The organism is Bacillus sp. J33, from assembly GCF_000518885.1.
GTDB lineage: Bacteria > Bacillota > Bacilli > Bacillales > Cytobacillaceae > Cytobacillus.
In genome coordinates, this window is the sequence record NZ_JAEL01000012.1 from 23,610 (window position 1) to 43,867 (window position 20,258).

Annotated in this window: 13 protein-coding genes; 12 read left to right on the forward strand and 1 reads right to left on the reverse strand. The window is 39.9% G+C overall.

What is annotated here, in order from left to right; genetic code table 11:
• Window positions 1–66: 66 nt before the first annotated feature.
• From L634_RS0105445 to manA, 11 genes are all read left to right on the forward strand, one after another.
• A complete protein-coding gene (locus L634_RS0105445; RefSeq protein ID WP_026581574.1) occupies window positions 67–2,727 on the forward strand; it encodes an endo-beta-N-acetylglucosaminidase in 2,661 nt (886 codons plus the stop codon).
• Between the two features lie 211 nt (window positions 2,728–2,938).
• On the forward strand, window positions 2,939–3,550 hold the full coding sequence (locus L634_RS0105450; RefSeq protein ID WP_051428245.1) for a YesL family protein: 612 nt from the start codon (window positions 2,939–2,941) through the stop codon (window positions 3,548–3,550).
• Between the two features lie 54 nt (window positions 3,551–3,604).
• Window positions 3,605–6,727: an alpha-mannosidase gene (locus L634_RS0105455; RefSeq protein ID WP_026581576.1), complete on the forward strand. Its 3,123-nt coding sequence runs from the start codon at window positions 3,605–3,607 to the stop codon at window positions 6,725–6,727.
• 75 nt (window positions 6,728–6,802) lie between these two features.
• Window positions 6,803–8,611, forward strand: coding sequence for a sensor histidine kinase (locus L634_RS0105460; RefSeq protein ID WP_026581577.1), 1,809 nt, complete (start codon window positions 6,803–6,805; stop codon window positions 8,609–8,611).
• The gene (locus L634_RS0105465; RefSeq protein ID WP_026581578.1) at window positions 8,604–10,124 is read left to right on the forward strand and encodes a response regulator transcription factor; all 1,521 of its coding nucleotides are present in this window, start codon (window positions 8,604–8,606) and stop codon (window positions 10,122–10,124) included. The genes L634_RS0105460 and L634_RS0105465 overlap by 8 nt, the downstream gene beginning before the upstream one ends.
• Window positions 10,125–10,421: 297 nt before the next feature.
• Window positions 10,422–11,303 (forward strand): ABC transporter permease, encoded by an 882-nt coding sequence (locus L634_RS0105475; protein ID WP_051428263.1) that lies wholly within the window; start codon window positions 10,422–10,424, stop codon window positions 11,301–11,303.
• 37 nt (window positions 11,304–11,340) lie between these two features.
• Window positions 11,341–12,324, forward strand: coding sequence for a carbohydrate ABC transporter permease (locus L634_RS0105480; protein WP_232233706.1), 984 nt, complete (start codon window positions 11,341–11,343; stop codon window positions 12,322–12,324).
• A 25-nt stretch (window positions 12,325–12,349) separates the two neighbouring features.
• Window positions 12,350–13,804: an ABC transporter substrate-binding protein gene (locus L634_RS0105485; protein WP_026581581.1), complete on the forward strand. Its 1,455-nt coding sequence runs from the start codon at window positions 12,350–12,352 to the stop codon at window positions 13,802–13,804.
• Window positions 13,805–14,151: 347 nt separating this feature from the next.
• Entirely contained in the window at window positions 14,152–15,552 is a 1,401-nt protein-coding gene (locus L634_RS0105490; RefSeq protein WP_026581582.1) for a glycoside hydrolase family 1 protein, read from the forward strand.
• Window positions 15,553–15,569: 17 nt separating this feature from the next.
• Window positions 15,570–16,451: an ROK family protein gene (locus tag L634_RS0105495; protein WP_026581583.1), complete on the forward strand. Its 882-nt coding sequence runs from the start codon at window positions 15,570–15,572 to the stop codon at window positions 16,449–16,451.
• 67 nt (window positions 16,452–16,518) lie between these two features.
• Entirely contained in the window at window positions 16,519–17,463 is a 945-nt protein-coding gene (manA, locus tag L634_RS0105500) for a mannose-6-phosphate isomerase, class I (protein ID WP_026581584.1), read from the forward strand.
• Between the two features lie 156 nt (window positions 17,464–17,619).
• Here manA and L634_RS0105505 read toward each other — a convergent pair whose 3' ends face one another.
• Complete coding sequence (locus L634_RS0105505) at window positions 17,620–19,041, reverse strand: Na+/H+ antiporter NhaC family protein (protein ID WP_026581585.1); 1,422 nt, start codon at window positions 19,039–19,041, stop codon at window positions 17,620–17,622.
• Window positions 19,042–19,456: 415 nt separating this feature from the next.
• On the opposite strand from L634_RS0105505, the gene L634_RS0105515 reads away from it, so the two are divergent.
• A complete protein-coding gene (locus L634_RS0105515; RefSeq protein ID WP_026581586.1) occupies window positions 19,457–19,894 on the forward strand; it encodes an SRPBCC family protein in 438 nt (145 codons plus the stop codon).
• Window positions 19,895–20,258: the final 364 nt, after the last annotated feature.

Sequence of the window (20,258 nt, forward strand, 5' to 3'; positions counted from 1 at the left end):
GTAGAAACATACACTCAAGCTAGTTATGAAAGAAAAAGAAATTATCTAACGAACAGGGGTGGATTGATGTTAAAGGGAAAACTGAGTTTTATCACAATTCTCTTGGGTTTGCTTTTAGTGTGCACATTACCGGGAACAGGCTTTGCGAAGATGCCTGAATCATCCTATTGGTATCCCGAGAATCTATTAAATTGGAGTCCTGAAACGGATCCTAATGCGGTTTATAATAAAAGTTCCGTTCCGTTAGCCGAGCGTGAGACCATGTTTAATGTGAATGAAACGGCTCAATCCAAGGCGAAGCTAGTTGCGTTATCGGCATTGAATCCAAATACGAGCGGTGTCCCATCTCAAGGTGGAAAAGATTTTTTTGCAAACACATTTAGCTATTGGCAATATGTTGATTTAATGGTGTACTGGGCTGGATCAGCAGGAGAAGGCATTATCGTTCCGCCTAGCGCAGATGTAATCGATGCGTCTCATAAAAATGGTGTTCCGATCTTAGGAAATGTGTTCTTTCCGCCTAAGGTATATGGAGGACAGGAGCAGTGGGTAGATCAAATGCTTTCTCAGCGTGAGGATGGCTCATTTCCTGCAGCAGATAAGCTGCTTGAGGCAGCTGAATATTACGGCTTTGATGGCTGGTTTATTAATCAGGAAACAGAAGGCGGTACAGCAGAAACAGCTCAAAAGACGAAGGATTTCCTGAAGTATCTGCAGGATAATAAGCCTGAAGGCATGCATATTATGTGGTACGACTCCATGGTTGAAAATGGTTCGATTCGCTGGCAAAATCATCTAACAGATCAGAATAAAATGTTCCTGCAGGATGGTACTGATCGAATATCAGATAGCATGTTTTTAAATTTCTGGTGGACGAATCAGCAATCCTCTCATAACAAAGCATTAGAAATTGGGAGAAGCCCTTATGATCTTTTCACTGGAATTGATGTAGAAGCAAATGGAACAAATACAAATATTCGTTGGAATGGAATTTTTCCAGAGGGGCAGGCTCCACTGACTTCCTTAGGCATCTATCGTCCAGATTGGGCATTTAAAACAACGGATACAATGGAAGCGTTTTATCAAAAGGAGCAAGAATTCTGGACAGGATTGGCCGGGGACCCTCGTAAGACAAGTGAAAATGGTAGCTGGAAGGGTATAGCTCATTATTTTACTGCGAAAACAGTTATAAAAGAACTTCCTTTTGTGACTCATTTTAATACCGGAAGCGGGAAGTTCTTTGCTGTAGATGGTGCTGTGCTTGGAGACTCAGAATGGAATAATCGTAGCTTGCAAGATATTTTGCCAACATGGCGCTGGATAAGAGAAAGTAAAGGTGAAGCCCTAGATGTGGATTTTGATTGGAATACAGCATTTTACGGCGGCAGTTCTCTAAAGGTGTCGGGAAACCTTTCAAAGGAAAATGCAACACATGTAAAGCTTTATAAAACAAATCTTCCGATCGGGAAGGATACTGAGCTTTCGGTAACCTACAAAACAGCTGTGAAAAAACCAAACATGAAGATTGGAATAAGCTTTGCTGACCAGCCAGAGAAATTTGTTTATTTTGATGTGAAGAAAAAAAGTCATAATAACTGGACGGAAGAAACCATTAACCTTAACCAATACAAAGGCAAGAACATAGCAACTATCTCTCTTTTCTTTGAAAGTGAGGATGCGATCGAGGATTACCAAATGAATATTGGTGAGTTAAAGGTAACGAATAAACATAACGACAAAGAAGTACCTGCTGCACCAAAAAATCTAAAAGTTGAAAATGCTGCGTTTACAAATGGCTTATATGCAGACGCAGAAGTAGCTTGGGAACCGGTTAAAGGGCAGATTCACCATTATGAAATCTACAGAAAGTTTCCAAATGGGGAAAAAGAGCTGGTTGGTGCTGTACCAAATCAAGTATTCTATCTTTCTGAGTTAAGAAGAAGCGGTAAGGAAGCTGCCACAACGCTAGAAATTATTGCGGTTACACCAGAGTTTGTTCGAGGTGAAGCAGCAACTGTAAGTTTCGAGTGGCCGCCATATCCAAAACCTAAAGCAGACTTTAGTGCAAGCCAAACAATTGCAGCGCCAGGAGAAGAAATTCAATTTTTCAATAAATCCTCTGAGGCAACTGAAGAGGTAGAGTGGCATTTTGAAGGCGGATCTCCGGAGGTAAGTACAGATCACAATCCTATTGTTACCTACCAGGAAGAAGGGGTGTACTCTGTAACCTTAAAAGCAAAAAACAGCGAGGGAGAGGATGTGCTTCTAAAAGAAGCGTTCATCACGATTTCAGAGGATGCCAAACATATTAGCAATGTGGCGTTAAACAAAATAGCAACAGCGAGCGGACAATGTGCACCTTCAGAAGCAGCCAAATACGCTGTTGATGGAAGTGTTATAAATAATAGCAAATGGTGTGCAATTGGCGCAAACCATTGGTTAATGGTGGATTTAGGCCAGGTATATAACTTATCAAGTTTTGTTATTAAGCATGCAGAAGCAGGCGGAGAGCCAGCTGCATTTAATACAAGAGCATTTACGATTGAGGTAAGCCTGGATGGAGAGAATTGGACGAATGCTGTAACAGTAGAGGATAATACAGCTGCGATTTCAGAGCATTCTATTCAATTGACCGAGGGCCGATACCTTCGTTTTGAGGTTCAGCAGCCTACTCAAGGCGGAGACCAAGCAACGAGAATATTTGAATTCGAAGCATACGGATTTTAAATAAAGTGAAACTTCCATCAGTGGGGGGGGCTTTCATCCCCCACTTATCCTTTAAGGTTCCATCCAAGTCTTGAAGTGGGGGTCTTACTGCCCGTTAATGCGGAATAAGCACAAATTTGGAAAGGGGAATTCTTCTCCTTTCCTCTTTTTACAACGTAAGCCGGCTTTCAGCGAAATCAAAATTAACCAACCGACCTAGGGGATGAAAAACATGGGGAGAATATTTCAAGAAGCAAGTGAGTGGATTGTCAGATTAGCCTGGTCTAATTTCCTCTGGATTGCTTTTACAGCAGTTGGAGCAGGTGTCTTTGGCATTATGCCAGCAACAGTAGCCTTGTTTACAGTTACGCGGAAATGGAAGCTGAAAGAATTTGATTTTTCAATTCGGAAACTTTTTATAGCTACCTATAAAAAAGAATTTGTACGCTCTAATGTAACTGGAATGATCTTCGCTATCATTGGCGTGCTGCTTTACTTTGATTTAAAAATTGCAGAAGGAATGCAGGGAACTATTTCAGTAGTACTTTACGTGTTTATCGGCTTTATTATTCTGTTATTTGTGAATACGGTCATTCACTTTTTCCCTCTTTATGTCCATTATCATTATTCAGTAAAGGAGTACATCAAACAATCCTTTATCATTTCTCTTATCAGTCCAACTTCAACCTTTTTAATAGCGATTGGCCTCTTCTTTATTGGTTATTTACTGGTGAATATGCCAGGATTAATCCCCTTTTTACTAGGTGTGCTGCCAGCTTATTGGATTATGAATGTAAGTATAAATCGGTTTCAAGCGCTTGAAAAACAGTACAAACCAAATTGAAGTCAATATCCTCACAGATGAAAACATAAACTACAGAAAAAATGGGGTATGAATATGTTTTTAACAGAAAGAAAATTAGAGGCAAGAATACAAGAGTTATCGGGTTACAGATATCGGGATGCGATCCAGCTGCACCAGTTTCAAGCTGTGGAGGATGAAGGAGCAATAGGGACTTATCCACCAACAAGCATGGATGGGTATATCTTAAAGCAAGGTGATCAATGGAGAGGAAGAGATCGATATCTTTGGCTGCATACAACCTGCAGGATTCCAGCTGAATGGCTAGGGAAAAAAGTAGTTGGTTTGTTTGACTTTGGTCGTACAGGCGGAGGGAATAACTCTGGCTTTGAGTCTTTGTTATTTGTCAATCATAAGCCCTATCAAGGCGTGGACTCGAATCATCAAGAGGTATTCTTCAAAGAGGAAGAGACCGGAAAAGCTGTTGAGCTGCATTTTCGATTGTGGTCAGGTCTCGAGGGCGGCGGAGAGCCAAGAGAGCAAATCTATACACTAGAGACATCACAAATCTGCTGGTTAGATGAAGCAGTTGATGATCTTTACTATACCTCTTTGGCTGCATGGCAAACGATTAAGGAGCTAGGTGAAGAGAGGCCAGAGAAGCATGAAATGGTAAAGGCATTAAACCGCGCCTTTGCCGTGCTTGATTGGAGTAAGCCAGGAGACGATATGTTTTACAAAAGCTGCGAGCAAGCAAGAGAGGTATTACAGAGCAGTTTACGGGAGATTGAAAAGCATAGCCCAATCACCATTCATTGTGTGGGACACACTCATATTGATGTTGCATGGCTATGGCGGCTCAAGCATACTCGTGAAAAAGCGGCTCGATCTTTTTCGACAGTGCTTCGCTTAATGGAACAATTCCCAGAATACTATTTCCTTCAATCCCAGCCGCAGTTATACGAATATATAAAAAATGATTACCCGGAAATCTATGAAATGATTAAAGATCGTGTGAAAGCAGGACTTTGGGAAACGGAAGGTGCTATGTGGCTTGAAGCGGACTGCAATATTCCAAATGGCGAATCACTTGTCAGACAGATTTTATATGGGAAAGCATTTTTTAATCGGGAATTTGGGGTGAATTGTGAGTATTTATGGCTTCCAGATGTGTTTGGGTATAGCTGGGCACTCCCGCAAATTTTGAAAAAATCAGGCATCCATACATTTATGACAACAAAGATTAGCTGGAACCAATACAACAGGATGCCGCATGATACGTTTAAATGGAGGGGAATGGATGGCTCGGAAATTTTAACGCATTTCATTACGACTCCAGAACCGTGGAACTCACCTGATTCCTGGTTTTACACATATAACGGTTTATTAACCGCCAAAACATTAATTGGAGCTTGGAAGAGCTATCGGAACAAGGATATTAATCAGGATTTACTGCTTTCGTACGGTTATGGGGACGGAGGCGGCGGCGTAAATCGGGAAATGCTTGAGCTGCGACGCAGGTTTGAGGATATGCCAGGTCTCCCAAAAGTAAAAACAGCAAGAGCGGGTGATTACTTCAAAAAGCTCCACGATACGATTGAGAATACAAATGAATATGTGCATACATGGGATGGAGAGCTCTACCTTGAGTATCATCGGGGGACCTACACAAGCCAAGCTTACACAAAACGTATGAACCGAAAACTAGAGTTAGGCTACAGAGAAATAGAATGGCTGTCTATATGGAGCTCTTTACTTTCCACATGGAAAATGTACCCGAAGGAGCAGCTGGATGAGGGATGGAAGATTATCTTGCGAAATCAATTTCACGATATTATTCCAGGTTCTTCAATCAAAGAGGTATATGAAGATGCGAAGCTGGAATATACCCAGGCAGAAAATATTCAAAACCAAATCAGCCAAAAACAGGTTGAGAGTTTAGTTGAAACAAATTCCAAGGCATACACTGTCCTTAATGCAGCACAATGGCAGGACAAAGAGTTTGTATGCATTCCTTATGATGATACAAATCAAGGAAATGGTTATTGGACAACAAAACAGGGTGTAAAGCAAGGAAGTCAGCGTACCGAAATTGGCTGGTTAGTTGAAATCAGGAAACCAGCATCCTTTGGAGCAATAGAGGTGGAATACCATCAAGGAGAGACAATTAAAACTGAGAGTCCCTTTATGTTCAATGAACATTCATTAGAAACACCTTATTATTCAGTAAAATGGAATGAATCTATGCAAATAGCATCACTGTACGATAAGGAAGCAGAGCGCAATGTATTAAAAGCCGATCAAAATGGAAATGTACTCCAAATTTTTGAAGATAAACCATTAGCTCATGATGCATGGGATATTGACTTGTATTATCAGGAAAAGATGGAGGAAGTCCGTGAAATTGTATCCAGTGAGGTTATAGAAAACGGTCCATTACGAATTGTGATTCGGACTATATGGAAATATCAAAACTCACGGATTGAACAGGACATGATTTTCTATGCTGGCAATCGCCGGATCGACTTCAAAACAAAAGTGAATTGGCATCAGCAACGAAAGCTGATGAAGGTAGCATTTCCTGTTGATATACGGACGACGGAAGCCATGTATGATATTCAGTTTGGAAATGTGAAGAGACCGACACATTGGAATACGAGCTGGGATATGGCGCGCTTTGAAACTGTAGGCCATCAGTGGGCAGATTTATCTGAAGCCGGATATGGTGTAAGCCTATTGAACAATTGCAAGTATGGCTATGACATCAAGGAAAATACCATGCGCCTTTCTCTAATAAAGGCTGCTATATATCCAGATCCAACAGCGGATCAAGGGGAGCATGAATTTACCTATTCTTTGCTTCCTCATTTGGGAGATTGGAGAGAAGGGCAAACAGTAAAACAAGCTTGGTATTTGAATCATCCATTAAAAGCTGTTAAAGGCGGATTTGCTCCGAAGGAAAAGTCGTTTGTGAAAATCAATAATACTCATGTTATCATCGATGCCATTAAGAGAAAAGAAGATGAAGATGCGGTGATTTTTCGCCTCCATGAATTTGAGGGCAGACGCGGGACAATCAAATTAGACTTCCCATTTCACGTTGAAAAATGGGCAGAAACAAATTTAATGGAACAAGAAGAGGGTGCAGAGAATACCGGGGAAATTAAAATGACGATTAACCCATATGAAATTAAAACACTTCTTCTCTATTTTTCTTGATAAAATAGGAGTAGATTACAATCTATCGGAAAGGCAAGCTTTCCGATAGATTCGTATTAGGGGTGTGTCTTAGAAATGGAGAAGCATCTGAAAAATAAAGTATTTAGCAAAATTCTTTTCTTTTTTTCTGCAACTACATTATTAGCTATGTTTTTATTATTGTTTTTTTTATCAAGGTATTACACAGAAGTAATTATTCAAAGGGAGAAAGATGCGAGCACGCAAACACTGGAACAAATTGAACTGAGTATTAATCGAAAACAGGAGTTTGTTCAGAATGCAATAAAAGAATTGTATTTGAAAAAAGACCTTATTCTTTATGATATTGCTTTCGCCCTGCAAAATGATTACAGTACCTATTTATCTTATCGATTGGATAAATACAGTGAAAGCTCTTCATTTGTACCCAATAATCTTGATACGTTTTTTCAGGCATATTTTTCACAAGACCTTGATATCAATGCTGTTAGTCTAAAAAGTGCAGATTATGGAACAGAGTATATTTATGTAAATAATCATCATAGATGGAATCTATTTTTAAAGAACAGCAAGTTAGCGCAAGAGGCATCCAGGAATCTTAAATTAGGAAATGGAGATGGGGAGCTGCAGCTGGTTAAATGGGAGCCAAAAAAAGAGGGCTACAATACAATTCAAATTTCCCGTTTCATTAATGACCCGGTTACCCTTAAAACAATCGGTGATCTAACCGTATATTATGATACAGCAGGTATTCAAGACATGCTGCGGCTGCGGAGATCCCAATACAAAGGGTCCGTACATATTATCAGTAAGGATGGCACCAGCCTTTTTAGCTCGAATCAATCAGCAAGTCCTGATCAGTTGCGGAATCTTCCGTTCATCACTGCTTTTTCTGAACTAAAATGGCAGGGTAAAAAATATTATGTCAATACTTTAGCAGATGACCAAATGGGTTATTTATATGTCGGGCTAATCCCTGAAAAAGAGATGAAGAAAGTAACAAAGGTAAAGCAATATATGCTGCTAGCAACCATTCTGCTTTCGAGTATTGCTATAGGAGTTACTTATTTTATCATGAGGTCTTATTCCAGAAGAATCAGTGCAATCGATTCAGCTATACACGAGGTTCGCAGCGGGAACCTGCAAATTCGAATTCCACAAAGCAAGCAAAAGGATGAACTGACTACAATATCCGAGAGCTTTAACGAAATGCTGGATGATCTCAATAAGTATATTAAGGATGTATACGTACTAAATCTAAAACAAAGAGACGCAGAAATGAAAGCGCTTCAATCACAAATACAGCCTCATTTTTTATATAACACACTAGAGGCTATCCGGATGAAGGCAATTGCAGATGGGTCCAAAACAACAAGTAATATGATCTATAGCTTAGGGCAATTGTTTCGCTATTCATTAAGCGGAAAGGAAATTGTGGAAATTTCAGATGAAATTGAACATGTAAAGGAATATGTGGGACTTATCCAAATACGATATCACAATCGGTTAAAGGTATCCTATGACATTCCTGAAACCTATCTAGATGAAAAGATTTTAAAATTCACCTTGCAGCCTCTTGTGGAAAATTATATTATTCATGGTTTTCGAAAAGAAACTGAGGAAAATGAATTATTGATTCAAGTAAAAGGCAAAAACCAGGACATTGAGATAATGGTACATGATAATGGCAGAGGGATTTCCCCGCCAAGGCTTAGTTATATTCAGGCAAAATTAAGAGAAGGTACCACCACAGCTGAGGATTCTATTGGACTAAGCAATGTGCATCAAAGGCTTCATTTAAAATATGGAATGGATTATGGCCTTACGATTGATAGTATTGAAGGAAAAGGAACGACAGTCTTTATTAAAATTCCAGCCGCTAGAAGGAGGGTTCCAAATGTATAATGTCTTTATTGTAGATGATGAACCTTTTATTATCGAAGGCATGAAGGCTCTAGTGCAATGGGAGGATTATGGACTGCAAGTTGTTGGAGATGCTTCGAATGGAAGAGAGGCACTGGAAAAAATAGAGAATACACAAGTTGATATTTTACTAACCGATATTATGATGCCTGTTATGGACGGGCTCCAGCTAATCAGTAAAGTTAAAGAACGTAATCCAGATATAAAATGTATTATTCTTTCTGGATACCAGGAATTTAACTATGTGAAAAAAGGTATGGAGCTAGGGATCGAAAATTATTTACTTAAGCCAGTTAATGAACAGGAGCTTCATTTTACGTTACTAAATTGTATAGAAAAGCTTGGAAAATCAGCGAATCATGAAGAAGCATATACAATCTTGCGGGATAATACGATTTGGCGAGGGCTGAACCAGGAAATCGATGAAAAGGAATGGCGAGATAGAATAAAACTCTATAATCTGGAATTTGAATGTACAAACTTAGCAATTGTTTTGATTCAATTCTCCAATAAGCTCGACAATTCTTTCTTGGCAAAGGTCCGTTATGAAGTTGAAAGAAAATTTCAGTCAGTTTGCATTATTAACCCGGATGGTGAGTTAATCCTTCTTGCCTGGGCAAAGAATGAAGATGATATAAAAGAAAAAGCGGATCAGCTGCACAGGCTGTTAGCTATCACTGTGCCATGTATGTATTTTAGTAGTGTAGGATCACTTGTTCATTCAATAAAAGACATTCATACAAGCTACGATCGCGCAAAAGAACTTGCTGGCTATCGCTTAGTGCTTAAAGAGAGTCATATAATTACTGATGATTTTACGAAGCAATATTCTGATACCACTATTTCAACCACCTATGAAATGAATGATCTGAAGAGATATATTGTGAGTCTGGAAAGGGAAATGGCATTTCGCTGGATAGAGGGTGCATTTGAACAAATCGCACAATCTTCAAAAAAGGTGTCACCAATAAGCATTCGAGGTTTTGCGATTGATCTCATTACCTCCGTCCAAAAAGAGGTTAATGATCGTGCTGCTAATCAAAAAGTTGCGATTGTAAAAAGCATTTTAGAGTCACATTCGCTTAATCAGCTTGTTTCAATTCTAACAGAATATATAAGAACCGTTTTTGAAAAAATCGAGGCCAAGGCAGGGCATCAAAGTCCGGTTATACAAAGTGTTATAAGGCATATTCACGAATTCTATAATGAGGAGCTGTCATTAAAAACATTAAGTCATAAATTTCATATTAATTCCATTTATTTGGGACAGCTGTTTCAAAAAGAAACAGGACTTGTATTCTCTGAATATATTAATCATATTCGATTAGAAAAAGCAAAGCAGCTATTGAGAGATACTCATGAAAAGGCAGGGCAAATTGGGAAAATGGTTGGCTACTCAGATTCTGCCTATTTTTATAAGCAATTCAAAAAGGTAGTGGGTACTACGCCGTCTGCCTGGAGATCAATGAATGAACGACCAAAAAATCCTGTCTAGCAGGATTTTTTTATTTGGCTCTGTTTCATTTATTGCTGATTTTGAAATGAAAGCTAACTCAAATCCTAAACATCCTTGCCCTTTTCTTATTTACCAATGATAACTAGCCCCCTTATTTACATGCAATTTTTCGAATGTTTAATAAGTACAGTAAATCTAAATATTGTTAACTTTAAGTGTTTGCCGCTTTTTTTTATGATAATCATGTAAGGGCTTTCAATTGAAGAGAGGAGGCGCTTTGTGAGTCATTTTAAGAACTTTTTTCGAGATATTTATAAAAATCGAGTTTGGCTCCTCATGGTATTGCCGGGAACAATATGGTTTTTACTTTTTTCCTATCTGCCTATGTTTGGAACAGTGATAGCCTTTAAAAATTTCCGCTTCGATCCAAATGGATTTTTCGCAAGTATTCAAAACAGCGAATGGGTAGGCTTTGAAAATTTTAGATTCCTATTTAATACAAATGACGCATGGATTATCACAAGAAACACAGTACTCTATAATTTAGTATTTATTGTCCTGGGGCTTGTGTTAGCGGTATTTGTAGCAATTGTATTGAGTGAACTTGCCAACAAGCGGCTAAGTAAAATCTATCAAACAGGTATGCTGTTTCCGCATTTTTTATCCTGGGTAGTTGTAAGTTATTTCGTATTTACCTTTCTGAGTGTTGACCGCGGTTTACTCAATAATATGCTGGGCTGGTTAGGAATTGATGCTATCTCTTGGTATAACGAACCCAAGTTCTGGCCAGCCATTATCATTCTGACAAGTATTTGGAAGGGTGTAGGGTATGGAAGCATCGTATATCTAGCTGCCATTGTAGGAATTGACCGGACCTATTATGAGGCGGCCATGATTGATGGGGCGAGCAAGTGGCAGCAGATAAAAAGCATTACGATTCCATTAATTACACCCCTTATGGTTATCTTAACCATTTTAAATATCGGCAGAATTTTCAGTGCTGATTTTGGTTTGTTTTATCAGGTTCCCAGAGACTCAGGCCCATTATATTCCGTAACAAATGTCATTGATACGTATGTATATCGAGGATTAACAACAATGGGGGATATTAGTATGAGTACCGCTGCTGGCCTTTATCAATCATTTGTTGGATTTATCCTAGTATTACTTACAAACTATCTGGTTCAGAAAATTGATAAGGAATATGCACTATTCTAAAAAAGGGAGGGGAGCCGCGAGCTCGTGGCAATAAATCATGACAACAAATATGAATAGCTCCCAACCTACGATAGAAACTGGGACTGTTATAAAGCAGGCAACAAATCCAGATCAAAAAAAGAAGAAAAATTCCATACACGGGTTAAGTGGAATTCCCAATCTATTGATGAATATCTTATTAGGTTCATTTGCCTTAATGTGTATCTTTCCATTCATTTATGTCATTATCATCTCCCTGAGCGACGAGGAATCTCTAGCTCGAAACGGATATCAGCTTATTCCGGAGAATTGGAGTCTGGAAGCTTATAAATATCTTTGGCAGATGAAGGATCAATTGTTTCAATCCTATACGATTACAATTGTAATCACTGTGCTTGGAACCATTATCAGTGTGCTTATGATTTCACTTTACGCTTATGCAATATCCAGAAAACAATTTAAGTTTAGAAAAGCTTTTACATTTTTTGCTTTCTTTACGATGCTTTTTAGCGGCGGATTAGTGCCGTTCTATATAGTGGCAACACAATTTCTGCAATTGCGCAATTCGATTTGGGCATTAATCCTGCCCCTTGCTATGAATGCTTTTTACATTATCATTATGAGAACCTTCTTCCAAAGGTCTGTTCCAGAATCCATTCTTGAATCTGCCCGAATGGATGGAGCAAGTGAATGGCGAATTTTTGTCCAAATCGTGATGCCCCTTTCTTTGCCTGGGATTGCAACAATCGCCCTTTTCAGTACTTTGGGCTATTGGAATGATTGGTTTAATGCCCTTTTGTTTATTGATGAACCCCATTTGGTGCCACTTCAGTCATTGCTGATGAAAATAGAAAACAATATTGAATTTTTACGACAAAATGCACTAACAGGTGGTATGCAAAATGAAGTAATGAAGTCCATACCTCAGGATGCAGCCAAAATGGCTATGGTTGTCATTTCAACCTTGCCAATTGCCATTGCATATCCGTTTTTCCAAAAGTACTTTGTGAGGGGACTTACCATTGGCGGAGTAAAAGAATAACAAAAGAAAGAGGGAGGAATGAAGAATGAAAAAGAAGTTTGCCATTTTTCTAACCGTGCTGCTTACTGCAGCAACACTGCTTACAGCATGCAAGAGTGATGAAAAGGCATCAAGTAATGAAAAGGATGGAGAGCTGGAACCGTATGAAATCACATGGTATACAATTGGAACTCCACAAAAAGATGTAGACAAAGTATTTGAAGAGGTTAGTAAATATACAAAGGAAAAGATCAACGCTACAGTGAAGCTTAAGCAAATTGACTGGGGCGATTACGACCAAAAAATGCAGGTAATGATTGCATCAGGTGAATCTTTTGATATTGCTTACACAGCAGGCGGAAACTATGTATTAAATGCACAAAAAGGTGCCTTCAAGGGCCTGAATCAATTACTGGATTCCCATGGCAAGGAATTAAAAGCAGCACTTGATCCAGCCTTCTTGGAAGGAGCAAAAATTGATGGAGAGCTTTATGGAATTCCATCCAATAAAGAAGTTGGCCAGCAAAGTGTTTACGTATTTAATAAGAACCTGGTAGATAAATACAATATGGATGTAACAAGTGTTAAATCTCTGCAGGATTTAGAGCCATTATTAAAAACAGTAAAGGAAAACGAGCCTAATTTCACCCCAATTGCAACCTTTAAGCCATATCTGCCATTTGATTATGTGTTAGAGGACGAGATGCCGTTTGCGTTCCCTATTGATGGAGACACGGATAAGGTCGTGAATATCTATGAAACGGATATCATGATGGAAACATTAAAGACAATGCATGAATACTACAAGGCTGGCTATATAAAAGCAGATGCTGCAACAAGTACAGACCCTTGGCCGCTTGAAGTTGAGAACTGGTTTGTACGTAAGGAAATGTATCAGCCGACAGCAGAATTACTTTGGTCCCGATCAGCAGGATATGATGTAGTGGTACAGCCAATGCACGACCCAATTACTTTCAATAACTCAGTAACAGGTGCAATCCAAGCAATTTCTGCTACTTCAAAAAATCCAGAGCGTGCCATGATGTTCCTGAATTTATTAAACACAGATCCGTATCTTCGTAACTTAGTGGATAAGGGGATTCAAGATGTCCATTACGAAGAGCTGGATAATGGGAAAATCAAAGACCTTCCTGCACGTGTGGAAAACTATAACATGCCAAGTTATTCTCTAGGAAACCATTTCATTCTTAAGTTATATGAAAATGACCCTGAAGACAAATGGGAGCAATTCAAATCATTTAATGACGCTTCCAGTCCGGCACCAACTCTAGGATTCTATTTTGATACCACTCCTGTTAGAACCGAAATCGCTGCGATTGCGAACGTATCTCAGGAATTTGCTCCAGCATTGTTAACAGGCAGTGTAGACCCAGAGGAATTTTTGCCAAAAGCGAATCAGAAGTTTAAGGAAGCTGGTTTAGATAAAGTTCTAAAAGAAATTCAGAAGCAATATGACGAATGGAAAAAGAATAATAAGTAATGGTGAAATAAAGTGAAACTTCCATCAGTGGGGGGCTTTCTCCCCCGCTGATGGTTAGTTGGGGCACGCACGATACGGGTCACTCAGACGTTGCCACAGGACAAGGAAGGCTACGGCAGCGATACATCGCACGACCGAGAGTGATAGCTTTTGAGAGGACGTGGCGTATTTAGTCTGAGTTCTAATAATCGGGCTTTTACAGGCAGTTGATCCCCCACTTACCCTTTTTTGTCCACTTAAAGTTTTGAAGTGGGGCTCTTACTGCCCGTTAATGCGGGATAAAAGCGAAGCCGGGGATTCCATTTTCCGGCTTGCTTTCGATTATAAAGAAGGGCGGTAAAAATAAAGTGGCTAAATCTGAATTAAAGTATGTCTTTCCAAAGGATTTTTGGTGGGGTTCTGCTTCTTCTGCTACACAAATGGAGGGATATTCAAAGGCAGATGGAAAGGGAGTAAATATTTGGGACTACTGGCATGAAATAGAACCAAATCGTTTCTTTAATGGGATTGGGCCCAATCAGGCATCCCAATTTTATTCCAAATATAAGGAAGATATTAAATTGTTAAAAGAAACAGGCCATAATAGCTTTCGCTTTTCAATCTCCTGGTCACGGATGTTTCCAGACGGGAAAGGAAAGGTAAATGAAAGGGCCGTTAACTTCTACAATCAGGTTATAGATACATTACTTTCATATGAGATTGAACCGTTTGTTAATCTCTATCACTTTGATATGCCACTATCATTACAAAACGAAGGCGGATGGGAAAGCCGCTCTGTGGTCGAAGCATATGTAAAATATGCGACTGCTTGCTTTACTCTATTTGGTGATCGTGTTCAAAAATGGTTTACACATAACGAGCCAATTGTTCCGGTAGAGTGTGGTTATTTATATGGTCATCATTATCCCGCAGTCACAGATTTTAAAAAGGCGGTGCAGGTTGCCTTTCATTCCATGTTAGCCTCAGCAAAGGCGATAGAAAAGTATCATCATCTTGATTCTGCAGGAAAGATAGGCATCATCTTAAATGTCACTCCTTCCTATCCAAGGAGCGTACATCCAGCAGATCTAGATGCAGCAGAAAAGGCTGATTTACTGTTTAATCGATCATTTTTAGATCCCTCTATTAAAGGAAAGTTCCCTGCTAAATTAATAAAAATGCTGAAGGAAGAAGACTTCCTCCCAAGCTATGAACGGAATGATTTAATTATTATTCGCGATAACACGGTGGACATTCTGGGGATTAATTATTACCAGCCCAGAAGAGTTAAAGCAAAGGAACACCTGCCGAATCGAAATGCTCCATTTATGCCAGAATTTTATTTTGATTTCTATGATATGCCAGGTAAAAAGATGAATCCTTATCGTGGATGGGAAATCTATGAAAAGGGAATCTATGACATTTTAAAAAATATTCAAGCAAACTATGGAAATATTGAGTGCTTTATATCAGAGAATGGCATGGGTGTCGAAAATGAAGAGAGATTTAAGGATAAGGAGGGAATCATCCAAGATGATTACCGGATTTCCTTTTATAAGGATCATTTAAAATGGATACATAAAGCGATTCAGGAAGGAGCTAATGTGAAAGGGTATCATGTGTGGACCTTTATAGATAACTGGTCATGGCTAAATGCTTTCAAAAATCGGTATGGGCTGGTCTCAGTAGACTTGCAGCAAAACTATAAAAGAACCATCAAAAAGAGTGGGTATTGGTATAAAGAACTTGCAAAAAATAACGGATTTTAAGTAAAGGAGGGAGAGGGTTGATACACTATTTAGTCTATGATATCGGCGGTACCTCCGTGAAATTATCCATAATGGATGAACACTCAAATGTAATAGAGAGAGCTTCCTTCTCAACACCGGCGGTACGGAATGGATCGATTTTTCAGCTGCTTATTGAAACAGCAAAATCATATCAGGAAAAGTATACACTTAGCGGGCTGGCCCTTAGTGTTCCTGCAGCAGTTGACGAGAAAAGCGGCTATGTCCATTATGCAGGACAAATAACCGATTTTACAGGAAAGAATATCAAAAATGAGCTTGCAGACCTTGGAATTCCAATTGAACTTGAAAATGATGCAAATTGTGCCGCATTAGCAGAAAAATGGAAAGGAAATGCACAGGACTGCAGCAGCTTTGTCTGTTTGACGATTGGAACAGGAATAGGCGGAGGCATCTATCTAAATGGTGATCTATATCGCGGAAAAAAGGGAATGGCGGGTGAAGTCGGGCGAATGTATATGAACGCTTCACAGCCAATAGAGAAGAATATACTTAGCAGGCTGGGCTCCACTTGGAACCTACTTCATCGGGTGTTTCTCAAAACAGGAGAAAGAATGACTGGAGAGGAGCTATTTAAACGCTATTACCTTAATGACCATCGTATTTCGGAAATAGTAGACACGTTCTTTGATATGCTTGCAGTCGGCAGTGCCAATCTCATTCACACACTAGCTCCGGAAAAGATCCTGTTTGGGGGCGGAATAAGTGAACAGCCTAACTTTGCGGACCATATACGGGAACGCCTCCATCTTATTTGTCCCGACCTTTTATCCATTACTGAGATTGAAGTGTGTAAATTTGGAAATGCCGCTGGTCAAGTGGGTGCTCTCTATCATTTTCTTAGGATGAGAGACAAATAAGTATAAGGAGAGGAGTGTGAATAAAAGTCTGAATATTTAGAATATTTATTTGTGGAGGTTCTATAAGATGTCGTTATATCCGTTATTTTTTGAGCCTGTTTTTAAAGAACGTATTTGGGGAGGCGAGCAGCTAAAATCGTTTGGCTATAAGCTTCCTTCCAATCAGATCGGTGAATGCTGGGCATTTGCTGCTCATAGAAATGGCCAGAGCATTGTGAAAAACGGTGAGTTAAAGGGAATGTCGTTAGGCGAATTATGGGATCAACACCGTCGGTTGTTCGGGAATATTGAAGGAGACCGTTTTCCGCTTTTAACAAAAATCCTCGATGCTGCCCAGGACTTGTCTGTCCAAGTCCATCCTGATGATGAATATAGTCTTGAACATGAAGGTGACCTGGGTAAGACAGAGTGCTGGTATATAATTGATTGTGATGTGGGAGCAGAGATTATATACGGGCATAAAGCCCAGTCAAGGGCCGAATTTGAAGCGCTGATTCATGATGGGAAATGGGATGATCTTCTGCATAAGGTAACGGTTAAGCCAGGCGACTTCTTCTTTGTCCCATGCGGAACGGTCCATGCGATTGGAAAAGGGATCGTCATCCTTGAAACACAGCAGAATTCGGATACAACATACAGGGTTTACGATTATGACAGAAGGGATAATGAGGGCAATTTACGAGAGCTGCACATTGGTCAATCCATTGCAGTCACCACAATTCCTTCAGCCAAGATTGATATTAATCCAGTGGTTGAAACAACAGGACAAATGAAGGTAACCAGATTTGTTGAAAGTACTTGCTTCACTGTATATAAATGGGACTTAGGGGGCTGTGCGAAAATGAAGCAAAACCATTCTTTCCAATTAGTAAGCGTCATTTCAGGATCAGGTTTTCTGGCTAAAGGAGATGTAAAATACACATTCAAAAAGGGAGACCATTTTATGCTGCCATCTGGTTTTGGTGTATTTCAATTGGAAGGGAATGCTGAATTTATAGTATCGCATATATAAGATGTCTTAGAGCGTTCGCCAGCAGGTAGCTTAGTTTAAAAGCAAAACTCCCCGGCAGCGGCGAGTTTTGCTTTTTTTTATCTAAAAAAATGTTAAACGACTTTCATTTCAAAAAAACACTTTGAAACAGAGCGCTTTAAGATTAGCTGGGCCTTTTTATGATGAAATAATGAACCCGCCCACAATAAACAGCCCAGCCGCAATCACACCGCCAATAGCAGAAACCTTCAATTTATAGCGGGCATAGTCAACAATATCCATATCCAGAATGGAGGCAGTCGTAATGGTGGTATCGCCAAGCGGGGAGGTTAGCGCTCCAAATGCGCCGCTTGCGAAAACAGCACCGACAGTCAGCGGGATGGGTGCTCCCGTAGAGACGGCCAGTGTGATGCCAAGCGGCATGAACAGTCCCCACGTTCCCCATGAGCTGCCAATGAAATAACCAACAACAGATCCAAGCACAAAAATCGCTGCAGGTGTTAGAAAAGCAGGCAAAAAGCTTCCGAGTGAGCTGCCGATAAAGTCGGAAAAACCAAGGTCCTCAGCCGCCAGGGTTAATGCCCAGATCAGAATGAGAAGGCTGATTGCTTCCATCATCTGATTGCCGCCATCGTAAAAATGGTAGAGAATTTCGTTCATCTTTTCGCGTCTGATGACGTAAAAAACAAAAGTCAGAACAAGCGTGATAAAAACAGCCAGCAGCATGACAAAGGTAGCATCGGCCATAGAAAAGGCTTCAAAGATTGTCTTTGCCCCTTGAGCCACACCGTCCTGCCATAAAAGAAACAAAGAAAATGCCAGGAGAAGCGTGACAGGAAAAATCAAATGCCATGGCTGTGCTTTCACCAGGGACAATTCTTTCTTTATCCCCATGCGGTGAAATTCATGCTCCTGCTCTTCAAGATCCTTATGTACTTGATTATGTTCAGTCCTCTTAGGATTCCAAAATGTCTGGATGATCCCAATGAGCAGCATGATGATGGCATAAAAGTTGAACAAAATGCTCAGTAAAAACACTTCATAAGCAGACATGCCCAGGTTTAGGCCGCTGATGCCCCCTTCAACCAATGAAACCATGAATCCGACAAATGCTGTTGCAACCGGCAAAAGCACAATAACAGACTCTGTGGAAATATCCAGTGTCAGGCCAACCTTTTGCTTGGACAGGTTCATCTTTTTTATCAGGGATTTAATGATGGGCCCAATCATCATAATACGGAACATCGGCATCATGAACGTAAATGGGAGTGTAATCCATATAAAGCCAAGCAATCCCCGCTCTGATCGAATCCTCGTTCCGGCCCATTCCGAAAATCCTTTAATGCCGCCCGCAATATTCATCATCCCGACAAGCCCGCCAAATAAATATAAAAACCCGATGATTTTAATATTGGTTTCATCGGAGAGGGTGGAAACGATGTACGAAACAGACTGTTCGGTTCCGGACAATAAATCAGCTTTTACAATGATGGAACCAGCCAAAATCCCGACAATGAGCCCAGGCAGGATATTTTTAATCCAGATGGACATAGCGATAACGATAATAAATGGTAAGAGAGAAAGCCATGTTTGATCCAAGATTCTGCCCTCCAATGAAATGCCATTGCTTATTTAGTATAGCCATGGGAATGAGCTCCATTCATGGGGTATGGCCATATTAAGTATTGGCGTATAGAGGAAGGGGGAGAAAGTATCGTGATTATCATTCAAGCAGGATTTTTTATTAAACTGTTATTTTTAAATTTTATCCGTTAATTTCAGCACGAGGCACTTGCTTTCCGCGGGGAGGAATGTGAGCCTTCTCCCGTAGGAGTCAGCTGCCTTCCCTACAATCAACTCAGTTGGCCTATTAGCAGCCCGAAGAGGAACAAACTTTCTGCCTTTAATAGAAAACAATTTTATTGGCTCATTATAGAGGGGAAGTATATGATTGAATTTGCCGGGGATAAACTTAACGGGTAAGTGCAAAAAAACTGAAGGACGTGATCTTGGGATGAACAACCTGACGAAAATGAAAATAGGCAGACCCGCTTTTGAAGTATTTGAAGCTTTCGTGGATCCAGCGAAAATCGGGAATTTCTGGTTCTCATCGAGTTCTGAGAGATGGGAACAAGGCAAGACGGTTACTTTAAGGTATGAGGAGTACGGTGCAGAAGGTGATATAAAGATCATAGAAATCGAGGAAAATAAGAAAATTGTATTTCTGTGGGGCGAAGAGGAGGAACCGCATACAGTTACGATTACGCTTAAAGAACTGGATGGTGCCAGTACGATTATTGAAGTGAATGAGGAAGGTTTTAATGAAAAGGATGAAAACCTGCTGATTTATATGTTAGACAACAAAGAAGGCTGGGTGTACATGCTAACCTGTTTAAAGGGTTATTTGGAATTTGGCGTTACTGAGCTGAGAGCAGCCTTAGTGAAGGATTGATCTATTAGCAGAGTGTCCAGGGTTCTGCTTGGGGATTTATCGGGTGAATGGATTGATCAACGGTTTTGCACTCTGTATATTTAACTATTTGGGCAGCTTGCAGTCCGGACAAAATAGGGTCTTTATCGGAGAAGTTAAGATTGATACATAGAAAACGGCTGGATCGTTTACACGAGCTAGCCGTTTCATTTTGCAGTGAAGAGCCTTATTGATGATAGGAAAAACACTATTTTTTTAACATCGGATCTAATAAATTCAGAAAAATTTTCGTTTTTTCTTGGGAATCTCCGGTCAGATCAGGGTTTGCTTGCTTAATTTATAGAATGTTTTGGAAATATCGGCCACTTTGTTGTGTTTATCGGTC

Bases quoted from the DNA above. Each gene is read 5' to 3' on its own strand.
- L634_RS0105465 (WP_026581578.1), top strand. From the start codon at position 8,604: ATGTATAATGTCTTTATTGTAGATGATGAACCTTTTATTATCGAAGGC.
- L634_RS0105460 (WP_026581577.1), top strand. From the start codon at position 6,803: ATGGAGAAGCATCTGAAAAATAAAGTATTTAGCAAAATTCTTTTCTTT.
- manA (WP_026581584.1), top strand. From the start codon at position 16,519: ATGTCGTTATATCCGTTATTTTTTGAGCCTGTTTTTAAAGAACGTATT.
- L634_RS0105475 (WP_051428263.1), top strand. From the start codon at position 10,422: ATGGTATTGCCGGGAACAATATGGTTTTTACTTTTTTCCTATCTGCCT.
- L634_RS0105515 (WP_026581586.1), top strand. From the start codon at position 19,457: ATGAACAACCTGACGAAAATGAAAATAGGCAGACCCGCTTTTGAAGTA.
- L634_RS0105455 (WP_026581576.1), top strand. From the start codon at position 3,605: ATGTTTTTAACAGAAAGAAAATTAGAGGCAAGAATACAAGAGTTATCG.
- L634_RS0105480 (WP_232233706.1), top strand. From the start codon at position 11,341: ATGACAACAAATATGAATAGCTCCCAACCTACGATAGAAACTGGGACT.
- L634_RS0105445 (WP_026581574.1), top strand. From the start codon at position 67: ATGTTAAAGGGAAAACTGAGTTTTATCACAATTCTCTTGGGTTTGCTT.
- L634_RS0105485 (WP_026581581.1), top strand. From the start codon at position 12,350: ATGAAAAAGAAGTTTGCCATTTTTCTAACCGTGCTGCTTACTGCAGCA.
- L634_RS0105450 (WP_051428245.1), top strand. From the start codon at position 2,939: ATGGGGAGAATATTTCAAGAAGCAAGTGAGTGGATTGTCAGATTAGCC.